The sequence below is a fragment of the Ktedonobacteraceae bacterium genome, from assembly GCA_035653615.1.
Classification (GTDB): Bacteria; Chloroflexota; Ktedonobacteria; order Ktedonobacterales; family Ktedonobacteraceae; genus DASRBN01.
In genome coordinates, this window is sequence record DASRBN010000030.1 from 164,691 (window position 1) to 189,559 (window position 24,869).

23 protein-coding genes are annotated in these 24,869 nt (G+C 53.8%); 14 read left to right on the forward strand and 9 right to left on the reverse strand.

From position 1 onward, the window contains the following. Window positions 1-87 precede the first annotated feature (87 nt). Window positions 88-1,674, reverse strand: coding sequence for an ATP-binding protein (locus VFA09_15720; GenBank protein HZU68726.1), 1,587 nt, complete (start codon window positions 1,672-1,674; stop codon window positions 88-90). Window positions 1,675-2,106: 432 nt separating this feature from the next. Here VFA09_15720 and VFA09_15725 point away from each other — a divergent pair, with 432 nt between their 5' ends. Beyond that, a complete protein-coding gene (locus VFA09_15725; GenBank protein HZU68727.1) occupies window positions 2,107-4,737 on the forward strand; it encodes a CheR family methyltransferase in 2,631 nt (876 codons plus the stop codon). A 35-nt stretch (window positions 4,738-4,772) separates the two neighbouring features. On the opposite strand, the gene VFA09_15730 is transcribed toward VFA09_15725, so the two are convergent. Both VFA09_15730 and asnB read right to left on the reverse strand, forming a co-directional pair. Continuing rightward, the gene (locus tag VFA09_15730; GenBank protein HZU68728.1) at window positions 4,773-6,668 is read right to left on the reverse strand and encodes a transcriptional regulator; all 1,896 of its coding nucleotides are present in this window, start codon (window positions 6,666-6,668) and stop codon (window positions 4,773-4,775) included. Window positions 6,669-6,879: 211 nt separating this feature from the next. Beyond that, the gene (gene asnB, locus VFA09_15735; protein ID HZU68729.1) at window positions 6,880-8,709 is read right to left on the reverse strand and encodes an asparagine synthase (glutamine-hydrolyzing); all 1,830 of its coding nucleotides are present in this window, start codon (window positions 8,707-8,709) and stop codon (window positions 6,880-6,882) included. Window positions 8,710-9,049: 340 nt separating this feature from the next. On the opposite strand from asnB, the gene VFA09_15740 reads away from it, so the two are divergent. The 7 genes from VFA09_15740 to VFA09_15770 all read left to right on the forward strand — a co-directional run bounded on the left by VFA09_15740 (window position 9,050) and on the right by VFA09_15770 (window position 15,891). After that, window positions 9,050-10,048 carry an amidohydrolase family protein gene (locus tag VFA09_15740; GenBank protein ID HZU68730.1) on the forward strand — a complete coding sequence of 333 codons (999 nt, stop codon included), beginning with the start codon at window positions 9,050-9,052 and terminating at the stop codon, window positions 10,046-10,048. Window positions 10,049-10,237: 189 nt separating this feature from the next. Beyond that, window positions 10,238-11,299 (forward strand): pentapeptide repeat-containing protein, encoded by a 1,062-nt coding sequence (locus VFA09_15745; GenBank protein ID HZU68731.1) that lies wholly within the window; start codon window positions 10,238-10,240, stop codon window positions 11,297-11,299. 229 nt (window positions 11,300-11,528) lie between these two features. After that, window positions 11,529-11,858, forward strand: a complete 330-nt coding sequence (locus VFA09_15750) for a PadR family transcriptional regulator (GenBank protein ID HZU68732.1) — start codon at window positions 11,529-11,531, stop codon at window positions 11,856-11,858. A 15-nt stretch (window positions 11,859-11,873) separates the two neighbouring features. After that, window positions 11,874-12,737, forward strand: a complete 864-nt coding sequence (locus VFA09_15755; protein HZU68733.1) for a pentapeptide repeat-containing protein — start codon at window positions 11,874-11,876, stop codon at window positions 12,735-12,737. Between the two features lie 10 nt (window positions 12,738-12,747). After that, window positions 12,748-13,509 (forward strand): ATP-binding cassette domain-containing protein, encoded by a 762-nt coding sequence (locus VFA09_15760; GenBank protein HZU68734.1) that lies wholly within the window; start codon window positions 12,748-12,750, stop codon window positions 13,507-13,509. After that, on the forward strand, window positions 13,510-14,304 hold the full coding sequence (locus tag VFA09_15765; protein ID HZU68735.1) for an ABC transporter permease: 795 nt from the start codon (window positions 13,510-13,512) through the stop codon (window positions 14,302-14,304). Window positions 14,305-14,502: 198 nt separating this feature from the next. Then, window positions 14,503-15,891 (forward strand): serine hydroxymethyltransferase, encoded by a 1,389-nt coding sequence (locus VFA09_15770; GenBank protein HZU68736.1) that lies wholly within the window; start codon window positions 14,503-14,505, stop codon window positions 15,889-15,891. Here the strand turns inward: VFA09_15770 and VFA09_15775 are convergent, their stop codons facing one another. The 6 genes from VFA09_15775 to VFA09_15800 form a co-directional block, all read right to left on the reverse strand. Beyond that, entirely contained in the window at window positions 15,892-16,815 is a 924-nt protein-coding gene (locus tag VFA09_15775) for an alpha/beta hydrolase (GenBank protein ID HZU68737.1), read from the reverse strand. An 89-nt stretch (window positions 16,816-16,904) separates the two neighbouring features. Then, window positions 16,905-17,966 carry a serine/threonine-protein kinase gene (locus VFA09_15780; protein HZU68738.1) on the reverse strand — a complete coding sequence of 354 codons (1,062 nt, stop codon included), beginning with the start codon at window positions 17,964-17,966 and terminating at the stop codon, window positions 16,905-16,907. Further along, the gene (locus VFA09_15785) at window positions 17,963-18,304 is read right to left on the reverse strand and encodes a hypothetical protein (GenBank protein ID HZU68739.1); all 342 of its coding nucleotides are present in this window, start codon (window positions 18,302-18,304) and stop codon (window positions 17,963-17,965) included. The genes VFA09_15780 and VFA09_15785 overlap by 4 nt, the downstream gene beginning before the upstream one ends. A gap of 44 nt (window positions 18,305-18,348) precedes the next feature. Next, window positions 18,349-19,359 (reverse strand): hypothetical protein, encoded by a 1,011-nt coding sequence (locus VFA09_15790; protein ID HZU68740.1) that lies wholly within the window; start codon window positions 19,357-19,359, stop codon window positions 18,349-18,351. 175 nt (window positions 19,360-19,534) lie between these two features. Beyond that, window positions 19,535-20,077, reverse strand: a complete 543-nt coding sequence (locus VFA09_15795; protein ID HZU68741.1) for a ClbS/DfsB family four-helix bundle protein — start codon at window positions 20,075-20,077, stop codon at window positions 19,535-19,537. Between the two features lie 501 nt (window positions 20,078-20,578). Further along, a complete protein-coding gene (locus VFA09_15800; GenBank protein HZU68742.1) occupies window positions 20,579-20,707 on the reverse strand; it encodes a hypothetical protein in 129 nt (42 codons plus the stop codon). A 45-nt stretch (window positions 20,708-20,752) separates the two neighbouring features. On the opposite strand from VFA09_15800, the gene VFA09_15805 reads away from it, so the two are divergent. The 6 genes from VFA09_15805 (at window position 20,753) to VFA09_15830 (ending at window position 24,821) form a co-directional block, all read left to right on the forward strand. Then, window positions 20,753-21,163, forward strand: coding sequence for a hypothetical protein (locus VFA09_15805; GenBank protein HZU68743.1), 411 nt, complete (start codon window positions 20,753-20,755; stop codon window positions 21,161-21,163). 313 nt (window positions 21,164-21,476) lie between these two features. Beyond that, on the forward strand, window positions 21,477-22,436 hold the full coding sequence (locus VFA09_15810) for an NADH-quinone oxidoreductase subunit H (protein ID HZU68744.1): 960 nt from the start codon (window positions 21,477-21,479) through the stop codon (window positions 22,434-22,436). A gap of 89 nt (window positions 22,437-22,525) precedes the next feature. Beyond that, the gene (locus VFA09_15815; GenBank protein HZU68745.1) at window positions 22,526-23,218 is read left to right on the forward strand and encodes an NADH-quinone oxidoreductase subunit K; all 693 of its coding nucleotides are present in this window, start codon (window positions 22,526-22,528) and stop codon (window positions 23,216-23,218) included. Window positions 23,219-23,224: 6 nt separating this feature from the next. After that, window positions 23,225-24,016: a proton-conducting transporter membrane subunit gene (locus VFA09_15820; protein ID HZU68746.1), complete on the forward strand. Its 792-nt coding sequence runs from the start codon at window positions 23,225-23,227 to the stop codon at window positions 24,014-24,016. A gap of 28 nt (window positions 24,017-24,044) precedes the next feature. Next, the gene (locus tag VFA09_15825) at window positions 24,045-24,449 is read left to right on the forward strand and encodes a CBS domain-containing protein (protein ID HZU68747.1); all 405 of its coding nucleotides are present in this window, start codon (window positions 24,045-24,047) and stop codon (window positions 24,447-24,449) included. 24 nt (window positions 24,450-24,473) lie between these two features. Next, complete coding sequence (locus VFA09_15830; protein ID HZU68748.1) at window positions 24,474-24,821, forward strand: DUF2180 family protein; 348 nt, start codon at window positions 24,474-24,476, stop codon at window positions 24,819-24,821. Window positions 24,822-24,869 lie beyond the last annotated feature (48 nt).

Genomic DNA, 24,869 nt, shown 5'->3' on the forward strand with positions numbered 1-24,869 from the left:
AGAGTCACTTCCCCCTCGATGGGTCGCTCCATGCAGGTGAACCGCGCTCTAGAAGAAAAAACAGTTCATCCGATAGCGTGGTTGCTGCTATGGAGACCAGGTATGCGCGGGAAGTGGCAAGGAGACAAAGAAGGTGGAACCCTGGTGTTCGACCGACTCGAACCAGATATGCCCGCCGTGTCGTTCAATGTATTCGCGGCATAAATAGAGTCCCAGGCCTGCTCCAATGATGCCTTGCGTGTTATCGGCGCGTATAAAACGTTGAAACAATAGCGATTGTTGATGCTCAGGGATACCGATGCCGTGATCGCGTATAGAGATAATTGCCTCGCGCCCCTGTTGATCCAGGCGAATGTCGATCTCAATCACTCCGCCGCCCGGGCTGTACTTGACGGCATTGCTCAACAGATTAAAGAAGACCTGATCAATGCGCAGGGCGTCGATTGGAACCAGGAAAGTCTCAGCCGTTGTATGCAGGCATAGCGTATGCTGCTGCGTGCTAGCCTGTACGCGCTGCACAACTTTCTGGAGAAGGTCAACCAGGTCTGTGTATCTCACATTCAGTATGAGACGTCCGGCTTGAATGCGCGTGACATCCAGCAGGGCTTCTGAGAATTCCATGAGTCGGCTGGTGGCTACCTGTATTTCTGCCAGGGCCTCGTCCTGCCAGTCTGCCAGCGCCGGGCCTTTGCCGCGCTGCGTTTGAAGGACCAGCATCTCGACAAACCCTTTTAACGCCGCCAGGGGTGTGCGTAATTCATGGGCGGCCAGGCCGATGAATTCATCTTTCATCTGCTCCACAGCCTTGAGAGGCGTGATATCCTGCATGATGACAAGTACTCCTCCGCTCTGAACATCGGTCGCCAGCAGGTCCTGAAGATATTCCGGCGCGAACGCGACTGCATTGAACAGAATGGGAAGGCGTGTGCCATCGGCGTGCCGGATCACTTCCTGGTACTGGAGAATGGGCTGGCCGGTTCGAATGGCACGGGTGATGGCGAACTGGTCGTAAGCCAGCTCTCGCTCATTGCTATCAAGGACCTGAATATGGTGCGTCTGTAAAAAATCTTGCAAGGGCTGCCCTGGAATCCAGGTTGCGCCCCAGATCTTAGAGACCGCGCGATTAGCAACTATTAGTTCCGCCTCTTTCCCCTGCACGAGATAGACGCCGCTCGGCAGCGCATCAATGACTGCCTGTAATAACGTGAGATGGGTATGGGCAGCCTGTTCCAGCCGTCGACGCCCGGTGATATCGCGAATACTGCTGATGATGAAGAGTCCGGCAATGGTTTGCATGGGGCTTAAGCTGACATCAATCGGAAACTCGCTGCCATCCTTGCGCCGGCCATAGAGCTCCAGTCCTGGACCCATTGGACGTACCGCAGGGTCCTGCAAATAAGTGTATCTGTGCTGAAGATGCTGCGTGCGAAATCGCTCTGGAAACAGGTATTCTAAATCCAGGCCAAGGAATTCCTGGCGCGAGTAGCCAAAGAGTTGCTCGGCTTGATGATTGACCAGGACAATCTTCCCCTGTTCATCAATGAGCAGCAAGGCATCGGGAACTGCTTCGATCAGAGACCGAAGCTCGACGCGAACCGGTAAAGCTTGCATATGTCCCTTCTTTGATTGCTGTACTTCTACTACACTTGTGGAAGAGAGCGATGGTTGTGACATACTTCCTCCCGTACTCCTTGCTCTTTCAACCCTCCGGTAATAGCATAGCCAGAGCTATAGAACTATAGAGCTCTCCCAGGACTATAGTGCGGATAATCTCTTCTTGGATTATCTATCTGAAGCGCTTCTCGAATATACCCTGGTGAAAAGTATACTAAACTTTTGGAAAAAAGTCTATTCATCACTGTACTTTTGGAAATTTCCGACTTCTTCCAAAGATTGTGATGAAAAGGGCTTCTTTGTGACGTATTTGTGATATGAAATTGGATTTCCCTTTTGCATTCATTGCAAGGGATTCAAAAGTATGTGATAGGTTCGTGGTGGTAAAATGTTATAGAGTGATAACTTCGTGATGTTCTGTCTGGTTCTACGTTCTTCTTTAGAAGTTGCTCTCTATTACCTATCACGATAGCAGAAATTTGAGATGAGCACATGGCTGATCAAAGCACATCCTTAAGCAGCCGTAACCTGGTGGTGATTGGGTCCTCGGCAGGCGGTATCGAAGCACTACTGGTCATAGTGAGCAGCCTGCCGGAAAACTTTCCTGCGCCGGTTGTACTGGCGCAGCATCTCGACCCCAATCGAGCCAGTAATTTAAGCACGATTTTCCAGAGGCGCACTTCCTTGCCTGTGATAGAAATAACAGCCCATACCTATCTCGAGGTAGGCAAGATTTACGTGGCCCCGGCAAATTGCCATGTGACGATCAATGATGGGTATATTGAGACACAAGAGGATACGGTGGGGCGTCCAAAACCTTCGGTAGATCTGCTGCTTTCCAGCGCCGCAAAGGTGTATGGCGAACGCCTGGTTGCTGTGATTCTCACCGGCACCGGTTCAGATGGCTCGGCAGGAGCCATTGAAGTGAAGCACTCCGGTGGAGTGGTCATCATTCAAAACCCGCAAACGGCTCGCTTCCCAGGGATGCCTTTAGCACTTCCTCCGACCATCGTGGATCTTCAGGTGGATCTAGAACGCATTGGCCCGATACTCTACAAACTATTAACAGGGATCTCTTTACCACCTGACGAGCAACAAGGACAGGTACTCGGCGAACTCCTCGAATTCTTGAAAGATCAGTTACATATCAATATCAGTATCTACAAGGCTTCGGCATTGCTGCGCTGTATGGGATATCGTATGCTCGTAACCAATACCTCTGCGATGGGTGATTACCTCAATTACGTGAAGTCGGTACCGACAGAGGCGGTGGAACTGGTGAAATCACTGCTTGCCACTTCTCCGCAATTCTTTCGCGATCCCGACGCATTCGCCTCTCTCAGGAGCACTGTATTGCCAGAGTTGGTGGCGCGAGGATATGACCGGCATCGCGTCCTACGCTGCTGGTCAGCGGGATGCGCTACCGGAGAGGATGCCTACTCACTCGCGATGCTTCTCACTGACATGCTTGGGGCGGAACTGCCTCAGTGGACGATCAAGATTTTTGCGACCGATTTGAATGCGGCCGCGATCACTTTTGCGCGGCGCGGATTATATCCTGAGAACGTGCTGCAAGGATTGCCACCGGGATACAAGGAACGATTCTTCGATAGAGCCGACCACGGCCATCATGTGAAGAAAATGCTGCGTCAAATGGTTGTTTTTGGAGCATATGACCTGGCTTCCAGTACGCCATTCCCCGCTATCGACCTGATCATGTGCAGGAATGTGCTGGGTTATTTTACACCCGAGACGCAGGAGCGTATCCTGGCACAGTTTGCTTTCTCGCTCTTTCCAGGTGGGTACCTGCTGCTGGACAAGACTGAGGCGATACGTCCTTCTTCACGGCTCTATACAGGCGTGAAGAAGAACATGAACGTGTATCGCTGCGTCAGCAAGGCTCTGCTCGAGACACACTTGTCCGGTACTCTCGAGTTGACAAAGCTATCTTTCCAGGGGCGCCTGAGTAGCCACGCGTTGCTCGCTCTCGGAAAGCAGCATGAGGAGGTACAGGTGTCACGATCAGGCTTTGATCTTGGGCAATTGCGGCACTTCAATGAGTTGTTGTTCCGTTCCTTGCCCATTGGTATTGTGGTGATAGATCGCAGCTACCGTATTGTGACCGCGAACACTATCTCGCGGCGGTTGCTGCGCTTGAGTAGCGATGGCGGCGAGCAAGATTTTCTTCATTCCGCCTCAGGCATTCCCTATGCGGAAGTGCGTGTCGCTATAGATAGGGCCTTTGAGGAGGGTAAAGTGATCGCGTTGCGGGAAGTTGGGCTTGATGCCAGTGTGGGAGGTAGCGGACATTATGTTGAACTGACTATAAATCCCATAGGATCGGGAATGGCCGTAGCTCCAGAACTGGCGGTGATCAGTATCATCGATATGACCGAACAGGTGCGCATGCTGCGGCGAATGGAAGCGCTTCGATCCGAACAAACGCAGCTGGTGAAAGAACTTGGAGCTTCCAATGAGCGCCTGGATGAAGTGAATAAAGCGCTAGTAGAGGCGAATGAGAGGCTACAGGCGACGAATGAAGATATGATCCTGATCCAGGAAGACCTGCAGGCCAGGCTAGAGGAGTTGGAGACGACGAATGAGGAATCGCAAGCGAACCTGGAGGAGGTGGAGGCCAATAATGAAGAATTTCAGAGTGCATATGAGGCATTACAGAAAACGATAGAAGAATTGCAGGAACAGAATGCTATCCTGACAGTTACACAGGCACATCTGGCGGAGATCATTGCGCATATTCCTTGCATCATCCTGGTGCTGAGTGGGCCAGAACTGCTGGTGGAGAGCTTTCACGTACCGAATGGAGAGTGGCTGCGAGAAGAAACAATTATCGGTCGGCCATTGGAGCATATCTCCAGGCTCATTTGGGAGGATGGCTTGCAGGTTGAACGCCTGGCAAGAAGGGTCTATAATCAAGATGTATCACAGATACTTCCCACTATGCATGCCCTGCAAACATTGGGTGTAACCGGTAAGCTGTTATTTATGCTCGTGCCTTCTCATCACCCTGACGGAAGTGTCTCCGGTGTGATCATCTACGGAATAAACGGAACGGAACTGGCGGAAAAAAAGTCCGAGGTGCAATCGATCGATACCGCTTCATGAGCTGAATAATTGAATTCTTACGTGTCATGCTGCACTTACAGAGCAAGCTGGAGTTGCTGGAATGCATGCTGAAGAACTGAGAGAAGCCCTCTGGTAGTTTCTGCATAAAGTCCTGGCGAGGCAGCGGCGCGTTCCTCCATCAGGGAGATGCTGCGCTGGTAGAGCAGAAAGAGGTAGCCTGGTTCGAGTTCTCCTTTTTTGAGCGCGGAGCGAGCCAGCGAAAGTGCTGCCTCGAAGAACTGATCGGCTTGAACATAGCAATCGTGAGCATAGTCCGACACGGTAGCAGTGCGTCCAAGCTCCTCGGCAACTTCCCCGGCAGCAAAATAGACCTCAACCAGGCTCGTCAGACTACGAGGTGCATCCACAGTGGATTCAGCAAGCTGGTCGTTGAGGTGAGGTAGAGTTGGGGAACGATATTCCATTGTTTCTGCCGATGAATTCACCACTTGCGCAATCACAGGCCAGGGAAGTGAGGGGATTGCAAGTGTATTGAGTATTTCTTGACACCAATAGGCGGCAAAAGCCCTTTCACGATAGGCAACGTCAAGGCCTTTTTCTTCCCGGCGTGCGAGCATGGCGCGATGGACCGGGATGCGAATGATGCAAGCAAGCGTTCTATAGAGAAGAGTATCCAGCCGATTTCTCTCCTGAGCGGCTCCATCGAGCGATTCTATCCAGAGCGGGGTTTGCCTCAGCCCTATTTCGCCTGGCAAGTCATCACATTCAGGCGGAGTAGGTGAGATTGGCGAGACCCTTGGAGTAGCCAGGGAAGGTGAAGAGGGGTGGAATGAGCCAGCTTCGTCACCTGAGCCTGGTGTGAGCCAGCTAAGAAGCACCTGCCGGCATTGCTCATACGCGTCAGCGAGCATGGATGCACAGTCTGTATAGGATGCTTTCTTGTCGGTAATCCTGGCTCTTTCCTGGGACTGGCAGCGCCATGTGCTAAAGTCGAGCAGGACGCGAGCCACCAGGAGGCGAACATTCGATTCGCCGAGGCGTTCATTCGCGGCATGATAAAAATTCCTGCTCTGCAACAAAATGTTAATGGCATGCTGGAACTTATGCTCTTTCCGCACTGTTGCTTCTTGCCCTGCCGCGGAGTTTGAAGATGTGTCGGAGGTGTATGCCGCGGCGTAGAGGCAGTAGCCCAATCCGCAGTACAATCTGGCAGTATTGGCCAGATCATCGGCCGCACTCAAGTGTTTGCGGGCCGCTTCATAATAGATAATGGCCTGTTGATACCCGCCTAAGGCGCGATAGGCTTCCCCACAATGAAGCTCAATCTTCGACTGCTGTGCAGTAGAGGCGGAATCGCCAGGCTCTTGCGACAGCAAATGGAGTGCATGCAGATAATGCCCTAGCGCCGTGAGATAGTCCTGCTGCAAGAAGTAACAGCTTCCTATTTCGTCAAGGATCATGGCATGCTGCTGAGAAGATGCGAGTGTCAGGGCGGTTTCAAATGACCGTAGCGCAGCAGGAAAATCTCGCCTTTCCCTGGCCTGCAGTGCGAGTAAGAAGTAGTAACGCATCTGCATAGGCTGGGGAAGGGATGTAAGAGTTTCAGTTGGTGGTATTGGCAAGGCATGATGCGGTGAAAAACCTTGCGATTCTACCTGTTCCAGCATGGTAGAGAGGATGTTGAAAGCAGGATGCTGCTTCATTTGACTGTTATTTCGTCCATGAGGAGCCGTATCGAGGATGAATCCATCGTTTTCGTCGTCAAACTGTTGAAGCAAGGCCGCAAAATTGCCATCCTGTTGTCCCAGTCTCTCCGCAAGATAGCGGAGTGCAGCCGGGGATGGCGTAATACGATTGTGTTCGACAGCGCTCAGATAGGATTTTGAGAAACGCTCCCCGGCAACATCTTTCTGAGTAAGGTGGCGCAGTTTCCGTATCTTACGTATGATATCTCCAACCGGCTGCTGCATAGCGCTCACATCCTCAACAGGCTACCTTTCCCCATCTGTTCACGAACAAACTTTTAGCGGCAAGCAATCACATTCCTCTCCATACCTGCTTGCTGCTATTGTACCTGAAATCGCGCCAGATTGAAACAATTTGCGCTACCAGCGTAGTTTTGTGATAGCTCTGTGATAGTTTTGCAATATCGCTTTGTTGGAGAGCCAGGTGATGAAGGCTTTAGAGAGCCAGCCTCACCTGGTACTGTTTGAGCCACTCGTTTAGCTGGATGATACACTCGTAGAGGGAAACAAGGGCCATTGCTGGCAGTGGCTCCTTATTTTCCACCACCGTTCGCACCATCTGTACATTGAGGAGCGGCAGGATAGGGGCGCTGGCATCGTTCAGGATATGCTGGGCCCAGATTCGCGTCGCCTCCTGGTATGCTGGACTCTGGAATGTTGGATAGGCGCTCTTTTTCCTGCTCAATACATCATCAGGTAACACACCGGCAAGGGCACGGCGCAGGATACCCTTTTCCCTGTTATCGATCGTCTTCATCTGCCACGGGATGTTCCATACATATTCTACCAGGCGGTAATCACAGAAAGGCACACGTGCTTCAAATCCGGTTGCCATGCTCATACGATCTTTTCGCTCTAACAAAAAGGGCAGAAAGTGTGTCTGGTTCAGGTAAAACATCTCGCGCCTTCTTGCCTCAAGCGCCTCTTCTCCTTCCAATTTGGGAACCTCGGCAATTGTCATGTGGTATTGCTGCTCGATGTGTTGTTCCGGGCGCATCCTCTGTACGAGGTCAGCAGATAGCCACGAGCGAGCAGACTCTCCCGGACCGATGAAGGCAGAGAGCCAGGGAAAAGTTTGCGCCTTGAGCATGGTGTCATTGTGGAACCAGGGATAGCCGCCAAAGACTTCGTCGGCTGACTCACCTGACAATGTGACGGTCGCATCTTGTTTCATCGCTTTAAACAGCAGGTAGAGTGAAGTGGTCATCTGGCCTGCCGTTGGGAAGTCATGGGCAAAGAGCGGGACCAGCAGGTTTTCAATCATTGTAGACGAATCCACGGTCACGGTATGATGCTGCGAGCCAACATGATCGGAAACACGCCTGGCCCATGGGGCATCCAGGGAAACATGCAGGGGTGTGGCATGGAAATGTGTTGAGCTATCCACGAAGTCAATCGAATAGGTATGGAGCGTTTTGCCTTCTCGTTTGAATTCCCGGGCGGCAAGGGCCGTCAATGCGCTGGAATCTAGCCCGCCGGAGAGCATACTTACGACCGGAACATCGGCAATTAACTGGCGCTTGACCGTATCTGTCAGCAGCGAAAGGATATACGCAGTTGTTGTATCGAGATCGTCAGTGTGTGGGGCACTCTGCAGTGACCAGTACCTGCTGATGCGTATGCCCTGTTCGCGACAGATGGCGATATGGCCGGGGCGTAATGCATGCACATCGCGATAGATTCCCGAATCCGGAATGCGCACGAAAGTCAAAATTTCGGCCAGACCACTGGCATCGACCTCAGCTTTGACAAGCGGATGTGCCAGCAACGCCTTCAATTCTGAGCTGAAAAGAAGTGTATTTCCGCGCTGTGCGTAGAAGAGGGGCTTGACACCGATATGGTCGCGTGCGAGCAGGAGTTGCTGCTGTTGCTCATCCCACAGTCCAAAAGCGAAGATACCGTTCAAATGCTGAACACAGGTCTCTCCCCACTCAACATAGGCATGCAAGAGTACTTCCGTATCTGAGCATGTGCGAAAGCGATGGCCGTAGCTTTCCAGCTCGCATCGCAAGTCACGAAAGTTGTAGATTTCTCCGTTATACGTGATGGCATAGATTTTCTCTCCTTCTTGATACACCATTGGTTGTGCCCCGGTTTCTGGATCAATCACGATCAGGCGGCGGTGTGCCAGGGCGGCATGTGGAGCAAGCCATTGGCCTCCTGCATCCGGCCCACGGTGATTCAATGTATCCGCCATACGGTTTATTATTGTTCCCTGGCAGGTTAGATCATGCTGCCAATCAATCCATCCAACGATACCGCACATATGCTGTCTCCTTTTCTGTGATAATGCTTTCAACTGTTCTTAAATCATTGATTGTAGATACGCTGGTCGAGAATGACAGGTTTGTTAGCCTTCCCGGCGTCGCTTTTCTCTCGTGCGTCGCTATAAACAAGGTAACCCAATTTTCACGGGGAGACATCGGTGAAATAACGTATCATGGTACGTATTTTTTTGCCGGAGCCTGAGTGGCGTGGAAGACCTCTCTATTTTCTCCTACACAGAAAGCAAAATCATGCATACTGCTTCCCATCGATGTTTCTCGCCATCTTGCTGATCCCGGCGGATTGTGGCACAATAGGTTTACGGACATAAGGAGTTAATCATGCGTAAGATTGATGCATTCGCGCACATCCTGCCTCGTGCGTATCTCGAGCGGCTGGAGCGCCAGCTCGAGAAAACCATGGCTCCAGGCCAGCTCGACTACTACCGCCAGGGCGTCTTCTACTTCGATCCGGTGCTGACCGACCTGGACGCGAGGTGGCGCAAGATCGAGCCGTACGGTGATTATGCACAGGTCCTGGTGCTTGCCGTGCCGCCGCTGGAAGAGGTCGGGCCACCGCCGGTTGCGGCGGAGTTTGCGAGCATCGCCAATGATGAGATGGCGGCACTGGTCCAGCGATTTCCAGATCGCTTCGCCGGATTCGCCGCCGCGCTGCCGCTCTCGGACGTCGACCTGGCCTTGCGCGAGCTCGACCGTGCGCTGACGCAACTCGGCGCGCTGGGTGCGCAGTTCTACACCAACGTCCTGGGCATGCCGCTTGACAATCCGCGCTTCGAGCCCCTGTTCAGCAGGCTCGAGGATGCTGGCCGCGCCGTATGGCTTCACCCGACGCGGAGCGCGGCATGGGCCGACTATCCGGTCGAGAGTAGGTCCGACTTTGGCCTGTGGTGGTCAATCGGCTGGCCCTACGAGACTGCTGCCGCCCTGTCACGCCTCGTCTATTCCGGGCACATGGAGCGCCACCCGCGCCAGTTCGTGATTGCCCACCATGGTGGCGGCATGGTGCCACACTTCTCCGCACGACTCGCGATGGGTCCCGGCTACCGGCAGGTCAAGGACATCCTGCCGCAGCCGCCACTCGAGTATTTCCGCAGGTTCTATGTCGATACGGCACTTTTTGGCGCGCCACACGCGGTCCGCTGCGTCCTCGAGTTCTTCGGCTCAGGGCACGTACTCTTCGGCACCGACATGCCACTTGGACCCTCGAATGCGGTCGAGGCAACGATCGCGGATATCGACGCGGTCGGTCTTTCCAGCGAGGACATGGCTGCGGTCTACGCTGAGAACGCCATACGCTTGCTTGGGCTGAAGACTGGCTAACGGCCATTGCTTTTGTCCGCCGGGCGGCTGGTGTTCCCGGACGCCATCCGATTACGCGCGACGCGAATCCGACCGAGCAGACGTAGTCCCTGGACCGCAAAGCTCATCTAGAGGATGCATTCTTTTTTCCCGAGCCTTGAGAGGATATACTGAGAGAAAACTCTAGAAGTCGGGAAGGAGTGCCTCTGCATGAAACGTTCTTTTCGCGTGAGCAAGGTCGTGTTTCATCCCTCGACCCTGGCTGTGTTCTCTGGATTACTGGGTGCGGTCATCGGCTTTCTCCTCAACCTTGCCAGTGGAGGGAGAACCTCGCAACTGATCTGGATCGCGCTCATCTTTGCCATATTGTTTAGTCTGAGTATCACTGCCTGGCAAATGTACACGCAGGAGCAGACCGGGAAGCAATGGATGATGATGCTTCAGGAGATGGTCTTCCAGACCTACTTCCTCACAGTTCTGGCCGACAAGCCAGAGATCTCTCAGATTGCACAACAACGGCTGGGCCAGGTGTTGAAACCCTTGGCTGGCGAACAGCAGGTCAGTATGTTGAAGTTTTTCAGCCACAATGGCCTGTCCGCGACGTTTATCGGCGATGCCTTGCAAGGAAGCTCCGGCCTGATCGGAGCAGACCTCCAGCAGATTGAACTGCCTCAAATCCACTTAGAACAGGCGAATTTGAGTCGCGTGAATTTCAGGGAAGCCAATCTCCGGGAAGCCAATCTGAGCGAAACGATCTTATATCGTGCCGACCTCTCTGGTGCCAATCTATCCCAGGCTCGCCTCAACAGAACTGACCTGAGAGGGGTTAATTTACGGGGTGCCAATCTCACCGGTGCCGATCTGAGTCAGTCTCGCATGGCGATGGAAAAAGCAGCACGTGACGCTTCCAGCCTGCTGCAAGTAGGAGCTGTTCGCTATCCAGTTCTGAGGGCAAATCTGTCGCACGCTCTTCTCTCTGGTGCCAGGCTGCGAGATGCCAATCTCACCGGCGCTGATCTGAACGGGGCGAATTTGCAGGGCGTTGATCTTACCAGGGCCAATCTCAGCTATGCGAATTTGCAAGGGGTCGATCTCACCAGAGCAGTGCTCACGGGAGTTGCTTTGATAGGCGCGAATTTGCAGGGGGCTGATCTCACCGGTGCGACGCTGACCGGTGCGATCCTCGATGAGGCCGATGTGCGTGCCGCCAAAGTGACTGAAGAGCAATTGCAGGCGGTTCTCTCCGGGAGGAACGTGAAGCGAGAGCTTTGAACTCGAAGCTGATGTCAAGAGTGCAACGCGCTGGTGGAGTTTTGACCATTCTTCTCGCGAGAAAGTTTCCCCTCCTTGTGCTCCTGCCATCTCTCCCCCTTATTTACCTGCTTCACCTGATGCGCTCATGACAAAAGAACAGCGAGTTTATCAAACAAAGTATTGTAATCGAAATAGTACCTTGACAGACATAGTACTATGATGTATAATCCAACTACGAGGTGATGATATGAATGAAAACAAACTGACCTCCGACCTGCTACGTGGGCATACCGATACGATGATTTTGCGGCTCTTATCGGAAGGCGACCGCTACGGCTACGAGATTGTCAAGCTGATTGCTGAGCGCTCGGGTGGTGAATATGAATTAAAGGAAGCCACCATGTATTCTAGCGTGCGGCGGCTTGAGATGGACGGTGATATCGAATGGTATTGGGGCGATGAATCGCAAGGTGGAAGGAGGAAATACTTTCGGATTACTGAAAAAGGGAAAGCAACGTATGATCGCAACAAAAGCAACTGGGAGTACGCGAAGCGCGTGCTGGATAACCTCTTGTAAAGGAAAGGTGTTTTTATGAATGAGAAATTGACCGACTATGTCAACGGTGTTTTTGCTCCATACGAGGGGGTAAAAAGCGCCGCCGAATTAAAGGCGGATCTGCTCTCCGATTTGCAGGAGCGCTTCCATGAACTCAAAGCCGAGGGCAAGGATGATGAAACCGCCTTTGAGATGACCATTGAGAGTATCGGCGACATTGAGCAAACTGTCCAGGAGGTCGCCAACCTCACACACACACTGGAGCGCCAGGTATTGGTAAACCTTGGTGGGAGCAATTTGCCACACAGCGACTTTGCGGGCGTAATCGCGCATCAAGGAAAGTTTCATGGGAGCGCGTTGCAGGGCTCGGACTTTTCGGGCGCAGACTTGACCGGCAGCTCGTTTTATGGCAGTGACGTACGTGAAGCCAATTTTGACCGCGCCAATCTGACCGACTGCATCTTTTCCGCAAGTGATCTTGCGGGTGCGAGCTTCCGCGAATCAATCCTGGTGCGCACCACCTTCAAAACATCGGGGCTGGACGGAGCAAAATTCATCGGCGTCACGCTGACGGATGTCAAATTCGATGTGACCGACTTGCGAAAAACGACCTTTGAACGCTGTACCTTTCTCGGCGTGGACTTCCACTATTCCGACCTGAGCGGACAGCGACTGGATGGACAGACCTTTATCGGCATCACGTTTGGCATACCGTCACTGAGGGATGTGTCGTTTCAGGGCGCAACCCTTAAAAATGTGTCTTTCCGCCCGGTGGGTATCTGGTCTCAGAAGCGTGCCATCCAATCCATGCACTTTGACGGCGCGCTGATGGATAAGCTCACGTATGCCGCGCTCAAAGGCATAGGAGCCGATGTATCGAAGGTGACTGTGCTCTCATAAGGAGGAGAATGTGCAAACCATTTCAATTCAGGTAGCAGATCTACAAAAATCATACAAGGATCTTGCTGTCTTAAAAGGCGTGAATTTCAGCGTGGAGCGGGGCAGCATTTTTGCCTTGCTTGGCTCCAATGGCGCTGGCAAGACAACGATCATCAAAATTCTCACCACGTTGCTCAAACAGGACGGCGGAACTGCCATCGTCAACGGATTTGATGTGGCGTCAAGGCCAGACTATGTGCGGCAATCAATCAGTCTGACCGGGCAATTTACCGCCGTGGATGAGGTGTTGACCGGGCGGGAAAATCTGGTCATGATCGCCAGGCTCCGGCACATCAAACAGCCTCGTCAGGTGGCCGACGATTTGCTGACCCGCTTCGGTTTATCCGATGCTGCTAACCGCCGGGCGTCGACGTATTCAGGCGGGATGCGCCGCAGGCTTGACCTGGCGATGAGCCTTGTTGGAACACCGCCGATCATTTTCCTTGACGAGCCGACCACCGGGCTTGACCCAGAGGCACGCCTCGAGGCGTGGAAGGCGGTGAAGGAGCTTGCTAATGGTGGCATCACCGTCTTCTTGACCACGCAATACCTGGAAGAGGCCGAACAGCTTGCTGATCGCATAGCCATTCTCCACGAGGGAAAGATTATCGCCAGCGGCACGCTCGCGGATCTCAAAAAGCTGTTTCCACCTGCTCAGGTGGAGTATGTAGAAAAACAACCAACATTGGAAGAAATCTTTCTTGCCATCATTGGCAAAAAGGAGCAACAGTAAATGGAAATGATACAGAATACCTACTCAGAAACCCGGATACAGAACCACTTTTTCAGCGATCTGAGCGTGATGCTTGGTCGTTCCATGCGCCATATAGTCCGCAGTATGGATACCATCATCACAGTAACAATCATGCCGATTGCATTTATGCTGCTGTTCGTGTATGTGTTCGGTGGCGCCATTCAAACCGGGACAGCGAATTACGTCAATTACCTGTTGCCTGGGATCTTACTGATCGCGATTGCGAGCGGGATATCCTATACAGCTTTCCGTTTGTTTACCGATGTACAACGAGGGATCATTGAGCGATTTCGCTCCATGCCTATTGCCCCTTCTACCATACTATGGGGACATGTGCTGACCTCGCTGGTCTCCAACGCGATTTCAGTGGTGGTCATCATACTCGTCGCATTGATAATGGGCTTTCGTTCGTCGGCTGGCATCCTGTCGTGGCTGGCCGTCGCCGGCATCCTCGCGCTGTTTACCCTGGCGTTAACCTGGGTGGCAGTGATTGCCGGACTGACTGCCAAATCGACAGACGGGGCAAGCGCCTTTTCGTATCCGCTGATCTTCCTGCCCTTTATCAGCTCGGCATTTGTTCCCACCAAATCGATGCCGCTGGTCGTCAGGGTCTTTGCCGAGAACCAGCCAGTGACGGCGATAGTGGAAAGTATCCGTGCGTTACTGTATGGACAGCCAGTGTCTCAGGATATCTGGGTTGCGCTTGCATGGTGTGTCGGCATTCTGGTGGTGGCCTACATCTTTGCGATGATGGCCTATAAAAAGCGCGCGTGAAAAGAGGGCAGTCTCAGGGAATATGCAGGCATGCCACATCTTCTGCAATGAATACCAGTATGTCATGCAGCATCTATAAGCTATTCGACATCGGTAGTACTTTGCCAGGATGTGATATCTTGTGAGCGAACGATGAAGAGTGCTGTTCAGATTTGGAAGAGGTACTCACCCGGTCAGTTAGCGTGAGGAGTGTATCTGATGCAAGACATTTACCAATCAACCGAGTCACAAGAAGTGCATGACCCGGATATCCTTGCACAGGCAAGAGCTATCCTGGATGCCTGCCGCTCTCCCCAGGACATGCAGGAAGCGGTTCTGGCAGCTGTGACACGCAACGAGGAGTGGCGTGGCAGGCAATGCCTCAATCTGCTCGCACCAGAAGCGCCCACCAGCCCCACGGTTCGTGCGCTCCTTTCCTCAGAGGTGGGCATGCGCGCTGCCGAGGGTCATATTGGGCCGGTCAATCGCTGGTTTGCCGGAACCCAGCATATCGACGAGATCGAAGCGTTGTGTGTCGAACTACTGAAAAAGGTCTTTCGCGCCAGGTATGCGGATCATCGACTGGTCGCCAGTATGATCGGCAACCTGGCCGTCTACACGGCGCTCAGCGAACCGGGCGATGTCATTATGAGCCTCTCTCAGCCCTTTGGCGGCCACTCCAGCAATCGTAACGACGGACCAGCAGGCGTGCGTGGTCTGAAGATCGTGGACATCCCGTTTGACTCGGTTGAACTGGAAGTCGATCTCGACCTCTTCCGCAAACTGGCTCCCCTTGTCCGACCCAGGGTCGTTGCACTGGGCGCCTCGATGACGCTCTTTCCTTTTCCCTTGCAAGCCATGCAGGAGGTCGTCGCAGAGTGGGGAGGACGCATCTTCTTCGATGGCGCGCATCAGTTGGGGTTAGTGGCCGGCGGTCAATTTCAAGACCCGCTACGCGAAGGGGCAGCGGTGATGACGGGATCGGCTGGCAAAACCTTTAGTGGCCCACAAAGCGGCATCATCGTCTGGGATGATCCCAACCTTACCGTCCCCATTACCCATGCCATCTTTCCTGTGCTGGCAGCCACCCACCAGGTCAATCGCGTAGCAGCACTCGCCGCATCAGCAGCTGAGATGCTCGCTTACGGTCAGCTGTACATGGCCCAGATTGTACGCAATGCCCAGGCGCTGGGAGGCGCCTTACATCGTCGGGGCATTCCTATCCTTGGCGCGCACAAGGGCTACACGATGACCCAGCAGGTGATCGCCGATGTGCGTCAGTTTGGTGGCGGGTTGGAGGTGGCACAACAACTGGCACGTGCCAACATCATCACCAATAAGAACCTCATTCCGGCAGATCGACCGGAGCATTGGGATCGTCCGGGCGGGTTACGCATGGGCACCATTGAGATTACCCGTTTAGGCATGCACGAGGCCGAGATGGAGACAATCGCTGACTTCATCGCGCGTGTGCTGGTCGAACGAACGCCACCGGAAGCCGTGAGAGACGAGGTGGTGGCCTTCAGGCAAGCCTACCAGACGCTTTACTATTGTTTCGAGAACGGCTTGCCAGCTGAGAAAGAATCAGCACACGTGCAAGAGGTGTGACTACTCAATCACTGGCGTTTCACCTTCGTCTCGTTTGCCTTGGGGCATTGCTCCTGGGGCAAGAAACTCCAGCAAGGCTTCATACGTTTGCTCAGGCGCTTCTTCGGGTAGAAAATGGCCCCCGGGAAGCGCTTTCCCAGACACTTCGTTGGCTCTTTCACGCCACGTCTCCACAACATCATACGTGCGGCCGACCACCCCTCGCTCACCCCAGAGGACAAGCACAGGACAGGTGACCTTCCGCTCCAGGTCGGCTTCATCATGCTGGAGATCGATGGTGGCTGCGGCCCGGTAATCCTCACAAGTGGCATGAATAGTGGCCGGATTGCTGAAACAGCGGAGATATTCGGCCACCGCTTCGGGGGTAAAAGCCGTGGGATCGGCGCTCCAACTGGCCAGACATCTGCGCAAGTAGTACTCGGGCTGCGAGCCAATCAAGCGTTCTGGCAAGTCAGAGGGCTGAATCAAAAAGAACCAGTGGTAGTAAGCCGTCGCAAACGCTTTATCGGTACGCATGTACATCGTGTAGGTCGGGGCGATATCCAGCACGGCCAGCTTCTTCACACAGTGAGGATGGTCCAGGGCCATGCGATGTCCCACGCGGCCACCTCGATCATGGCCGACGACGAAGCACTCCTGATAGCCCAGGTGGTCCAGGATTTCGACCAGGTCTTGCGCCATGGCTCTTTTCGAATAAGGAGCGTGATCCGGCCCGCTATCTGGTTTCGAACTATCGCCATAGCCGCGCAAGTCGGGTGCCACCACCGTGAACTGCTCGGCCAGGCGAGCAGCAATGCGATGCCACATCACGTGGGTCTCCGGATAGCCATGCAGCAGCAAGAGAGGGAACCCCGTTCCCTGTTTGACCAGGTGGATGCTTGCCCCACTGGTCTCGATCTGCCTGTGTTCAAAGGTATCGAACATCCATATCCTCCTTTGCTCTCGTCATCCCTTTGCCCTTTATATGATCTTCGCGAAAATGATTCGTCCCAAAGTTGAAGCGGAATATCCCATCAACGCAAGGAAAACAGCAGACCGAGCCAGAGGAGCACGAGTCCCACACAGCAGAAAAGCAGGATCGTCAAACCAGATAGCCATGAGAAAACACCCAGTCCTATCGCAGCGAGAGCGACCAGAACAGTGAAAAGACGGACAACAGCGCGTTTGTTCAAAAGGGGAGCAGACTGTTCCTTTGACAAAGCTGGCATATCTCCATCCTCCGCCTGGGCCTCACCAGGAAACGGATGAGCCAGACCCATCCAGGGAGCAGAAGTAGTGTGCTGGGGGCTAGAGGTGAGTAACGCCTGCCAGAATTCCTCGACCGTCTGCCAACGGTCGGCAATTTGGACGGACAGCCCACGCGCAAGTACGTCAGCCACGCCTTCAGGGATATCTGGCTTGAGGAGATTGGCAGGCCTGAGCGGATCGGCTCCCTCGCTCCAACTTCTTGCGATGCGCGATGGCGCATCAATCGGCGCCACACCGGTGAGCAGGGCGTAGACCGTTGCCGCCAGGCCATAGATATCCGTCGCGGGCGTTGTGCCAGTGCGGTATTGTTCGGGAGCGGCATACCCGGGTGAACGGTGGGCGACAATGCTCGTAACCGCATCCGCCCTATATTCTTTGGCTGACCCAAAATCGACGAGCATAGCTTCACCGCCGCCATCAGGGATAATGATATTGGCCGGTTTGATGTCGCGATGCACAATCGGCGGCTCTTGCGTATGCAAATAGATGAGCGCGTTCGCAATCGGATGCAGCAAGGACAGCACCAGCGTCAAAGGAAAACACTGCTCTGGTTGCCTGTTGCGTAACGCTTCCAGATCCTCTCCCTTGATATAGTCCATTAGCACATACATGCGCATGAGTTTGTCATTTTCAAACACACGGTGAACGCGGGGCAGCGCCTTATGATGCAGTCGGGTGAGAACCTGTCCTTCAAAGACAAAACTTGCGCGTTCGCCTGCATTCGGATGAATCACCTCTTTGAGGGCAAACAGCTTATCCGCTTGCGCTCGTTCCCTCACCAGGTAAACCGCCCCCAATGCGCCTTTTCCCAGGACGCGTTCTATCACGAATTGCGTTCCTTGAGGATCCCTGATGACCACTCGCGGCGGTAAAATGAACTGGTCTTGTTGCAACGTTCATGAACTCCTGTCGCTGTTCCTCTGAGAAAATGTGCATCCGTAGTAGTCACGAGCGACGAGTTGACTGGAGATACAGTGTAGACCAGCGAAACGTTGATCCAGGTGGCGATGATGCGGCGGCTCGCCGCTCGTTTGGGGCAGAGCGGCTGACCTCTTCCCGAACTTTCACTTTGCGAACAAGAATTGAGCCGCCTGGAAAGACGCGCTTTCAGGTGGCTCAGGATGTGCTTCTTTATGGCTGTGGACAAGTCTCTGGCTATCAACATTGAGGCTCATTTTTTGCCTCTCTTTAGCCAGAAGAGAGATGCAGCTAACAATAGAATTCAGTGAGCGTGTGGTACATATCATCGGTGTGGGAGAAGTAGTTTCCTACTGCCCAGACATTGTTCGCCGAACTTGCTGCCACCGAATCCAGGAAGTTATCTGCTGAGGAGATGTTTGGACTTGAGACGACGTTCCATTGCTTGCCATCCCATTGTTCGATCAGCGTTTGTCCATTCCCGCTATTATCAGTGTAGTCGCCCACGGCCCACAAGGCGGCATTTGTACTGGGATTTGGGCTTGAGACGATCTTCCATGTCTTGCCGTTCCAGCGCTCGATAAGTGTTTGTGCGGAACTGCTCGAGTCGGGCTGATAGGAGCCAACCGCCCATACCTCTTTGGAAGAAGTGGCTGCGATGCCTTGCAAATCGTTGATGTTTGAGGGAATATTGGGGCTCTTGACGATGCTCCATTGCGTCCCATTCCAGTGTTCGATCAAGGTTACACTTGGGCCTTGCCCTGGAGTAGAGATTCCCACGGCCCACACATCGTTAGCCGAGACCGCTGCTACTCCAGAGAGGACGCTGATGATTGCCTGCGGCGGATTCGGGCTGGCCACAATGCTCCACTGGGTGCCATCCCAGTGTTCGATCAGTGTTTGCCCCATGCCATTAGGCCCGGAAGTGTTACCTACCGCCCAGATATCGCTGGTAGAGACGGCAGCGACCGCGTTCAAGACATTGGACACCGAGGGAACGTTCGGGCTGCTCACAATCTTCCACTGCTTGCCATTCCAGTGCTCGATCAGCGTCTGTGCGGGGCCGAGATTACTTTTAGATATATCACCTACCGCCCAGACATCGGCGGCAGACAGGGCAGTCACACCGAAAAGTCTAGTAAGCCCTGCATCCGCCCCGGGGCTCTTGGCGATGTTCCACTGGCCGCAACTCGCTGCGAGGGCCGCATTGGCTCCTGACGTTCGTAGTAACAAGAGAGCCAGCATACCGCTAAAGATGCCACAGAAAAGATGTGAGTTGAGGAGATTTCTGATGCTGCTCATGTGTTTTCCCCCTGGTATGGTTATAGATGGACAATCGACTGAGGAGACTTCCGCAATACTCCTCTCGTGTGGTGTGCCGCGGGTTCCCATGCTCTGGCCGAGAACTTCCCCTTGCTTCTCGTTGTTGCCGGCATCTCCTTTGAGTATACCTGGAGTGCAGCAATCCTTCCCTGCTTTATCCTGCCTGCTTCACCTTTGCCAGCCACGCTCGCATGTCGGGCTCGTGCTCTTCATGGAAGTGGCCGAAGATGAGGGCACCGCTGAGCCGCTCACCTTCGAGCCAGGGGAAGCGTTGGGGATCGTTGAGCTGTTCATCGCTCAAGGCGTTGATGGCGGCGACCAGTTGCTCGAAGACCTCGCTCGAATCGTTGAGGACCTCAGCGAGCGGGCGGTCTCGGTTGGTCTGGTAGATCCAGGCGTTGATCTGGTCAACGTCGTCGTTCTCATCCAATGCCCCCAGTTCTGCTGGCCAGGGTGGAGTCATGTCTATAGTAGGATCGAGCGCGGCTCGGAAGCGTAATACCGTTCGCTTGCGCCACCCGGTGAGGTGGGCAACGATATCCTTGATCGACCAGCCTCCTGCGACTTCCGGCTGCGTCATGTGCTCCTGGCCGATCTCATCGAGTAATGTCAACCATACCTCCTGCTCGCTCTGCATTTCAGCGAGGAGCTGCTTTTTGCTGATGGGCTGTATGGTGTTTGTGTGGTGGTCCGTCATCGATTTGCCTCCTGTTCTACGGTTCTTTACTCAGAGTTTACCATGAAATGCGGTTAGGATGCACCCTGATAATGGAGATTTCTTCCCGACTGGATTTTCCTCGTGAAAAACTCGTGAGGGGCTCCCTGCTGAGGAACGCTGTGTAAAAAGAGGCGATGGACAAGTGGGACGATGTATTCAGGTCCGATGACCAGGACGACGAACAGGTACAGTAAAGAAAGCTGTATTGGGACTGCAAACTGTAGATGAAGCTGTAAGGCAGAGGTTGAAAGGAATTGGCGGCGAAATAAAACCGCCTGGGAACTGTCTTCCCAGGCGGTCTGCGAGGTGGAGATGGGGGAGAGTCGAACTCCATTTGAGGGATTTTTAGCTGTTTTTCCCGCCGCTTCTCAACCTGGTCGAATCTTCTCCAACCTAAAGATTCCTCAGACTTTGGTGAGGTAATGCGGACACGCAATCATTGGCCCAACGCGTTTGGAAAGGTTCTGTGATTGCTCGCGGCTACTTGCCATGCAACCGAGCAGCCACAGGAGCAAAATTCTCGAACTGCCATTCCTGAACCTGGATATGCGAGAGGCCCAGATGTTCACGCCGCTCCAACAGGAAATCTCCTGCTTGTTCGGTGGTCATGAGCGCACTGATTGAACAAGTGCTGCAGATGGCTGGGCCATCAGTTTGTTGCTGGCCGACGCCCTCTACGCGGATGGACCGCGGTTGGCCTGGTTCAAGTACGACAAGGGCATTGATGCTCTAGTCAGCTTACTCCAGGATCGGCTGCTCTATCAGGACCTCAAAGAGCTTGCCGACGGACGGCTCCTGGACTGGACGCATCATCGCTATGTGCGCACGATCGGTAGCCACAAGCAGGTACGCGAGGTGGAGGTGACGGCGGCTGGGCAGCTGGCGAGTTGGGACGGCTTTACCGAGAAGGCTGCCAGTCCTTGGAAGAGGTTCTCGCCCTGCTGGGTGCTGCTCCGCGGGAGAGGCTGCTGTCCATTTTCGCCAAGCTATCTGCTCCTGACTCTCCCACCTCATTCCTTATCTCCAATTGTCTGTGCGGCGCCACAAAAACTTGACAGATTGTAATCGAAGCGACTATAATTACTGACAAGGTGATACATTCAGTCTGGTAGCCATTCTACCTCTGAAAACTTCTGAACATCACGTACATTCTATGGCGATGAGGCTCGCCTAACGCCAAGTGCTAATAGCCTCTACCACCGAAGAGCAGCATAACCCGGCTGGTAGAGGTCTTTTTCTGCCTATTGATAGCTGTTGTTGATCTAAAGATATCCTCATGCTCTCATGAAGTATCTCTACTAACCCCTACCTGCCGAGACGAGATTGCTCACACTATGCAGTTTGTTTTGTAGTGGTTCGTCTCTAAGGAGAGATCGACATGGTGCAACTGGCACTCTTTCAGGGGTTACAGATACTCACCGTTCTCATCTGTGCTCCACTGCTTCGTGGAATCATCAATCGCCTCAAGGCCATGGTGCAATCCAAACGCGGGCCAAGCATCTGGCAACCGTACCGCGACCTGTGGAAATTGCTCCGCAAGGGAAGTGTCGTTTCGGAACATGCTTCCTGGGTCTATCACGCAGCACCACTCTTCAGTTTCATTACGCCGCTCATCGTTGCCATGCTCATCCCGGTACTGACAGCCTATCCGCTGCCATATGCCTTCATGGGTGATATGCTGGCTGGGGGGTTCATCCTTTCGCTGGGCGGCTTCTTTACCTCGCTGGCTGCCCTAGACACGGCCAGCACGTTTGGTGGCATGGGGAGCAGCCGCGCTCGCGTAGTTTCCCTGCTGGCCGAACCGGTCGTGATCCTGATACTCTTCAGCGTCACGCTGATTGCCCAGGTCACCATTCCATTCGCCGTCAATCAGACGCTCATTTCGACGGCTTATTTATTTAATCCAGCCCACTGGTTGCTGGCCGCGGCCCTGTTCATGGTCATCCTGGCCGAAACGGGGCGCATTCCGGTTGATAATCCCTCCAGCACCTTTGAACTCTCGATGATCGAGTCGTCACGCACGCTGGAGTATTCCGGTCAGGAGCTGGCACTGATGGAATGGGGCGGCGCGATGCGCTTCTTCGTGCTGCTGACGATCCTGCTCAATGTGCTGACCGCGCCCTGGGGGCTGGCGCCTGATGGAGGTACAAATGCCCTTACCGTACTAATCGCGGTAGTCACATTGCTGTTCAAGATGCTGGTAATCTGCTGCGTGATAGTTGTCATCGAATCATCGATCGCCAAGTGGCGCTTTTTCCGCATCCCGGAATTTCTGGGTACCGCGGTCATCCTGGCTGCCCTGGCTATTGTCTTCTTCTATCTAACACGCCTGAGTTGAGGTAATCCAGGAAGGTTGGTATGAATATCTATTCCCAGACAAACACGATACGACAAAAGCATTCACATTCTGAGAGGAGTTAACAACATATGCATCCTTCCGCTTCACTCGTGCTGCTGGCAGCACCTGCCGGCATCTCTACGCAGGTGCTGCAAGTGCTCGGGGCATTACTGCTGCTGACCGCTTTCGCTACTGTAGCCGCGCGGCATATCAATGGAGCTATCGGAATCTATGCCATCCAGTCGTTTGCCCTGGCAATGGTAGCTGTGGTGGTTGGCTACTTCACAGGCAGCAGCGACCTGTACATTGTTGCTGTGCTGACAGTAATCGTAAAGTGCGGAGCGATTGCCTGGATTTTGCGTAATGTGACCAACCGGCTGCACCTGCAGCGCGAAGCACGCCCGTACCTCACTATTCCAGTCTCGCTCCTCATATGCGCATTGCTAACGCTGCTGGCCTTTTTTACTTCTCCGGCAGTGGTAGCGCCGGGTACCTTTTTGAATGAGCCGCCCCTGGCCATCTCTATCGCCATGGTACTCATCGGGCTGTTTCTCTTGAGCAGCCGTCGGCACGCGGTCATACAGGTCATTGGCTTGCTGACCATCGAGAACGGTCTCTTTTCGGGTGCCATTGCCATTGCCTATGGGATGCCGCTTATTGTTGAGTTCGGCATCCTTTTCGATATCCTGATTGCCGTCATTGTCATGAGCCTGCTGGTGACGCTCATCCAGCGCGAACTAATTACAGCTGATACTGCCAATCTGCAACGCCTGAAAGGATAGTACTACATGACACTTACGTTTTTATTGCTTATACCGCTGCTGGTCAGTGGGATATGCTTGATTGCCCCGGGTCGGCGCTGGATGGAAATAGTGACTGTCACGGGTACGGTGCTCATACTCGTCCTCGCCGGTTTTGCCGCGCGGCAGGTAATGCTTACCGGACACGTTGGTGAGCTTGCGAGCTGGCTCTATGCCGATGCCCTCAGCATCGTGACGCTGCTGGTCATCGCCTTCGTGAGCTTTACCGCCGCCCTCTATTCGGTTGGCTATCTACGTGAAGATATGCGCGAGCAGGATGTGACACGTGGCGAGGGATTGCATCACGTGAAGCGCTACTACGTGCTGTTCAATCTGTTCGTCTTTAGTATGCTCGTGGTGCCGGTCAGCGATAGCCTTGGTGTGCTGTGGATCGCTATTGAGGGGACGACGCTGGCCTCGCTCTTCCTGGTGAGCTTCAATAGAACGAGAGAGGCGTTGGAGGCAGCCTGGAAATATGTGATTGTCGGCTCTGTGGGTATTGCTCTCGCGCTTTTCGGCACTATCCTCGCCTACTATTCGGCAGTGCAGGTACTGGGAGCCAGCTATGACCTGAACTGGTCAGTACTGGCCCCGGTAGCGGCAACGTTGAATCCGAATATCATGCGCCTGGCTGTCGCGGCGCGCCCGCATCATTCAATCAGGCAATGTGAACCAGTATGTCGCCTACATCTTTCTCATTGTCCTGATCGTTCTGATCCTGCGAGCTATATAGGAAGGAGGGAGGTGTCATCATGTTTCAGCAATTGCTTGTGGTGCTAGATGGTTCTGAGGGCTCGCTGAGCGACAGATGCCGCTATTGACCTCGCGGGCCGTCTTGGCGCTCAACTGGATATTCTTCCTGCCGAAGAAACGGCGCCTCGGTGAACACGAGGGGCAGGTAATTCTCGACTACAGCAAAGAACAGCATTGCGATCTGCTGGTGCTGGGCCACCAGGGACATTCTGGCGTGTGGGGAGCATTTCTGGGCGGTACAGCAGATAAACTGATCAGCCAGGGTCCAGTGACAGTGCGACAAGTTATGCGGCCACGGCTCTTTGCGGTGACTCCCGCGGCTCCGGTGCTGGAGGCAGTTCGCATCATGTTGGTGCATCAGATCAAACGTCTCGTCGTAGTGGATGATGGTGGTAAGCCTTTAAAATTTGTAGACCGTCAACAACTCCTGCGCTCCTTGATCGAAGGGGCGCCGTTTTGATAGAAATCTGGAGGAGCTGAGAAGATGTATTGCTACGCGTGTTTCTTAGAAACGGGCTGTGATTCCAGTCCTGCCCTGGCTATCTGCCAGCGCTGCGGCGCCGGCATTTGCAGAGCGCATCTCGTAGAATTAACTGTGCCCCCGGTAATTGGCCCGGGAGGAGAAGCAAGGTCTATGCTCATCTGTCGCCGCTGTGTAAATCTCTCGATGACCCGGCTCTACGGGTCAAATAAGAGGTCAGATGAACAATGCAATTCATCACGACGGGGATGGTGGAGGTGGTTCCGGCAGCACCCGCCATCGCCACTGCCGACGCCAGAAGAAGCGGTGGAATCGGTTGAACAGTTTCTTCACCACCAGCAAAGCCAGTAGAAGTTTTTGCTGAGTATACAGAAGAGATACAGATAAGACGAAGGAGTG

Excerpts from the sequence above, each read along its gene's own strand:
- VFA09_15720 (HZU68726.1), bottom strand. The coding sequence starts at position 1,674 with ATGTCACAACCATCGCTCTCTTCCACAAGTGTAGTAGAAGTACAGCAA.
- VFA09_15725 (HZU68727.1), top strand. The coding sequence starts at position 2,107 with ATGGCTGATCAAAGCACATCCTTAAGCAGCCGTAACCTGGTGGTGATT.
- VFA09_15730 (HZU68728.1), bottom strand. The coding sequence starts at position 6,668 with ATGCAGCAGCCGGTTGGAGATATCATACGTAAGATACGGAAACTGCGC.
- asnB (HZU68729.1), bottom strand. The coding sequence starts at position 8,709 with ATGTGCGGTATCGTTGGATGGATTGATTGGCAGCATGATCTAACCTGC.
- VFA09_15740 (HZU68730.1), top strand. The coding sequence starts at position 9,050 with ATGCGTAAGATTGATGCATTCGCGCACATCCTGCCTCGTGCGTATCTC.
- VFA09_15745 (HZU68731.1), top strand. The coding sequence starts at position 10,238 with ATGAAACGTTCTTTTCGCGTGAGCAAGGTCGTGTTTCATCCCTCGACC.
- VFA09_15750 (HZU68732.1), top strand. The coding sequence starts at position 11,529 with ATGAATGAAAACAAACTGACCTCCGACCTGCTACGTGGGCATACCGAT.
- VFA09_15755 (HZU68733.1), top strand. The coding sequence starts at position 11,874 with ATGAATGAGAAATTGACCGACTATGTCAACGGTGTTTTTGCTCCATAC.
- VFA09_15765 (HZU68735.1), top strand. The coding sequence starts at position 13,510 with ATGGAAATGATACAGAATACCTACTCAGAAACCCGGATACAGAACCAC.
- VFA09_15770 (HZU68736.1), top strand. The coding sequence starts at position 14,503 with ATGCAAGACATTTACCAATCAACCGAGTCACAAGAAGTGCATGACCCG.
- VFA09_15775 (HZU68737.1), bottom strand. The coding sequence starts at position 16,815 with ATGTTCGATACCTTTGAACACAGGCAGATCGAGACCAGTGGGGCAAGC.
- VFA09_15785 (HZU68739.1), bottom strand. The coding sequence starts at position 18,304 with ATGTTGATAGCCAGAGACTTGTCCACAGCCATAAAGAAGCACATCCTG.
- VFA09_15790 (HZU68740.1), bottom strand. The coding sequence starts at position 19,359 with ATGAGCAGCATCAGAAATCTCCTCAACTCACATCTTTTCTGTGGCATC.
- VFA09_15795 (HZU68741.1), bottom strand. The coding sequence starts at position 20,077 with ATGACGGACCACCACACAAACACCATACAGCCCATCAGCAAAAAGCAG.
- VFA09_15800 (HZU68742.1), bottom strand. The coding sequence starts at position 20,707 with ATGACCACCGAACAAGCAGGAGATTTCCTGTTGGAGCGGCGTGAACAT.
- VFA09_15810 (HZU68744.1), top strand. The coding sequence starts at position 21,477 with ATGGTGCAACTGGCACTCTTTCAGGGGTTACAGATACTCACCGTTCTC.
- VFA09_15815 (HZU68745.1), top strand. The coding sequence starts at position 22,526 with ATGCATCCTTCCGCTTCACTCGTGCTGCTGGCAGCACCTGCCGGCATC.
- VFA09_15820 (HZU68746.1), top strand. The coding sequence starts at position 23,225 with ATGACACTTACGTTTTTATTGCTTATACCGCTGCTGGTCAGTGGGATA.
- VFA09_15825 (HZU68747.1), top strand. The coding sequence starts at position 24,045 with ATGCCGCTATTGACCTCGCGGGCCGTCTTGGCGCTCAACTGGATATTC.
- VFA09_15830 (HZU68748.1), top strand. The coding sequence starts at position 24,474 with ATGTATTGCTACGCGTGTTTCTTAGAAACGGGCTGTGATTCCAGTCCT.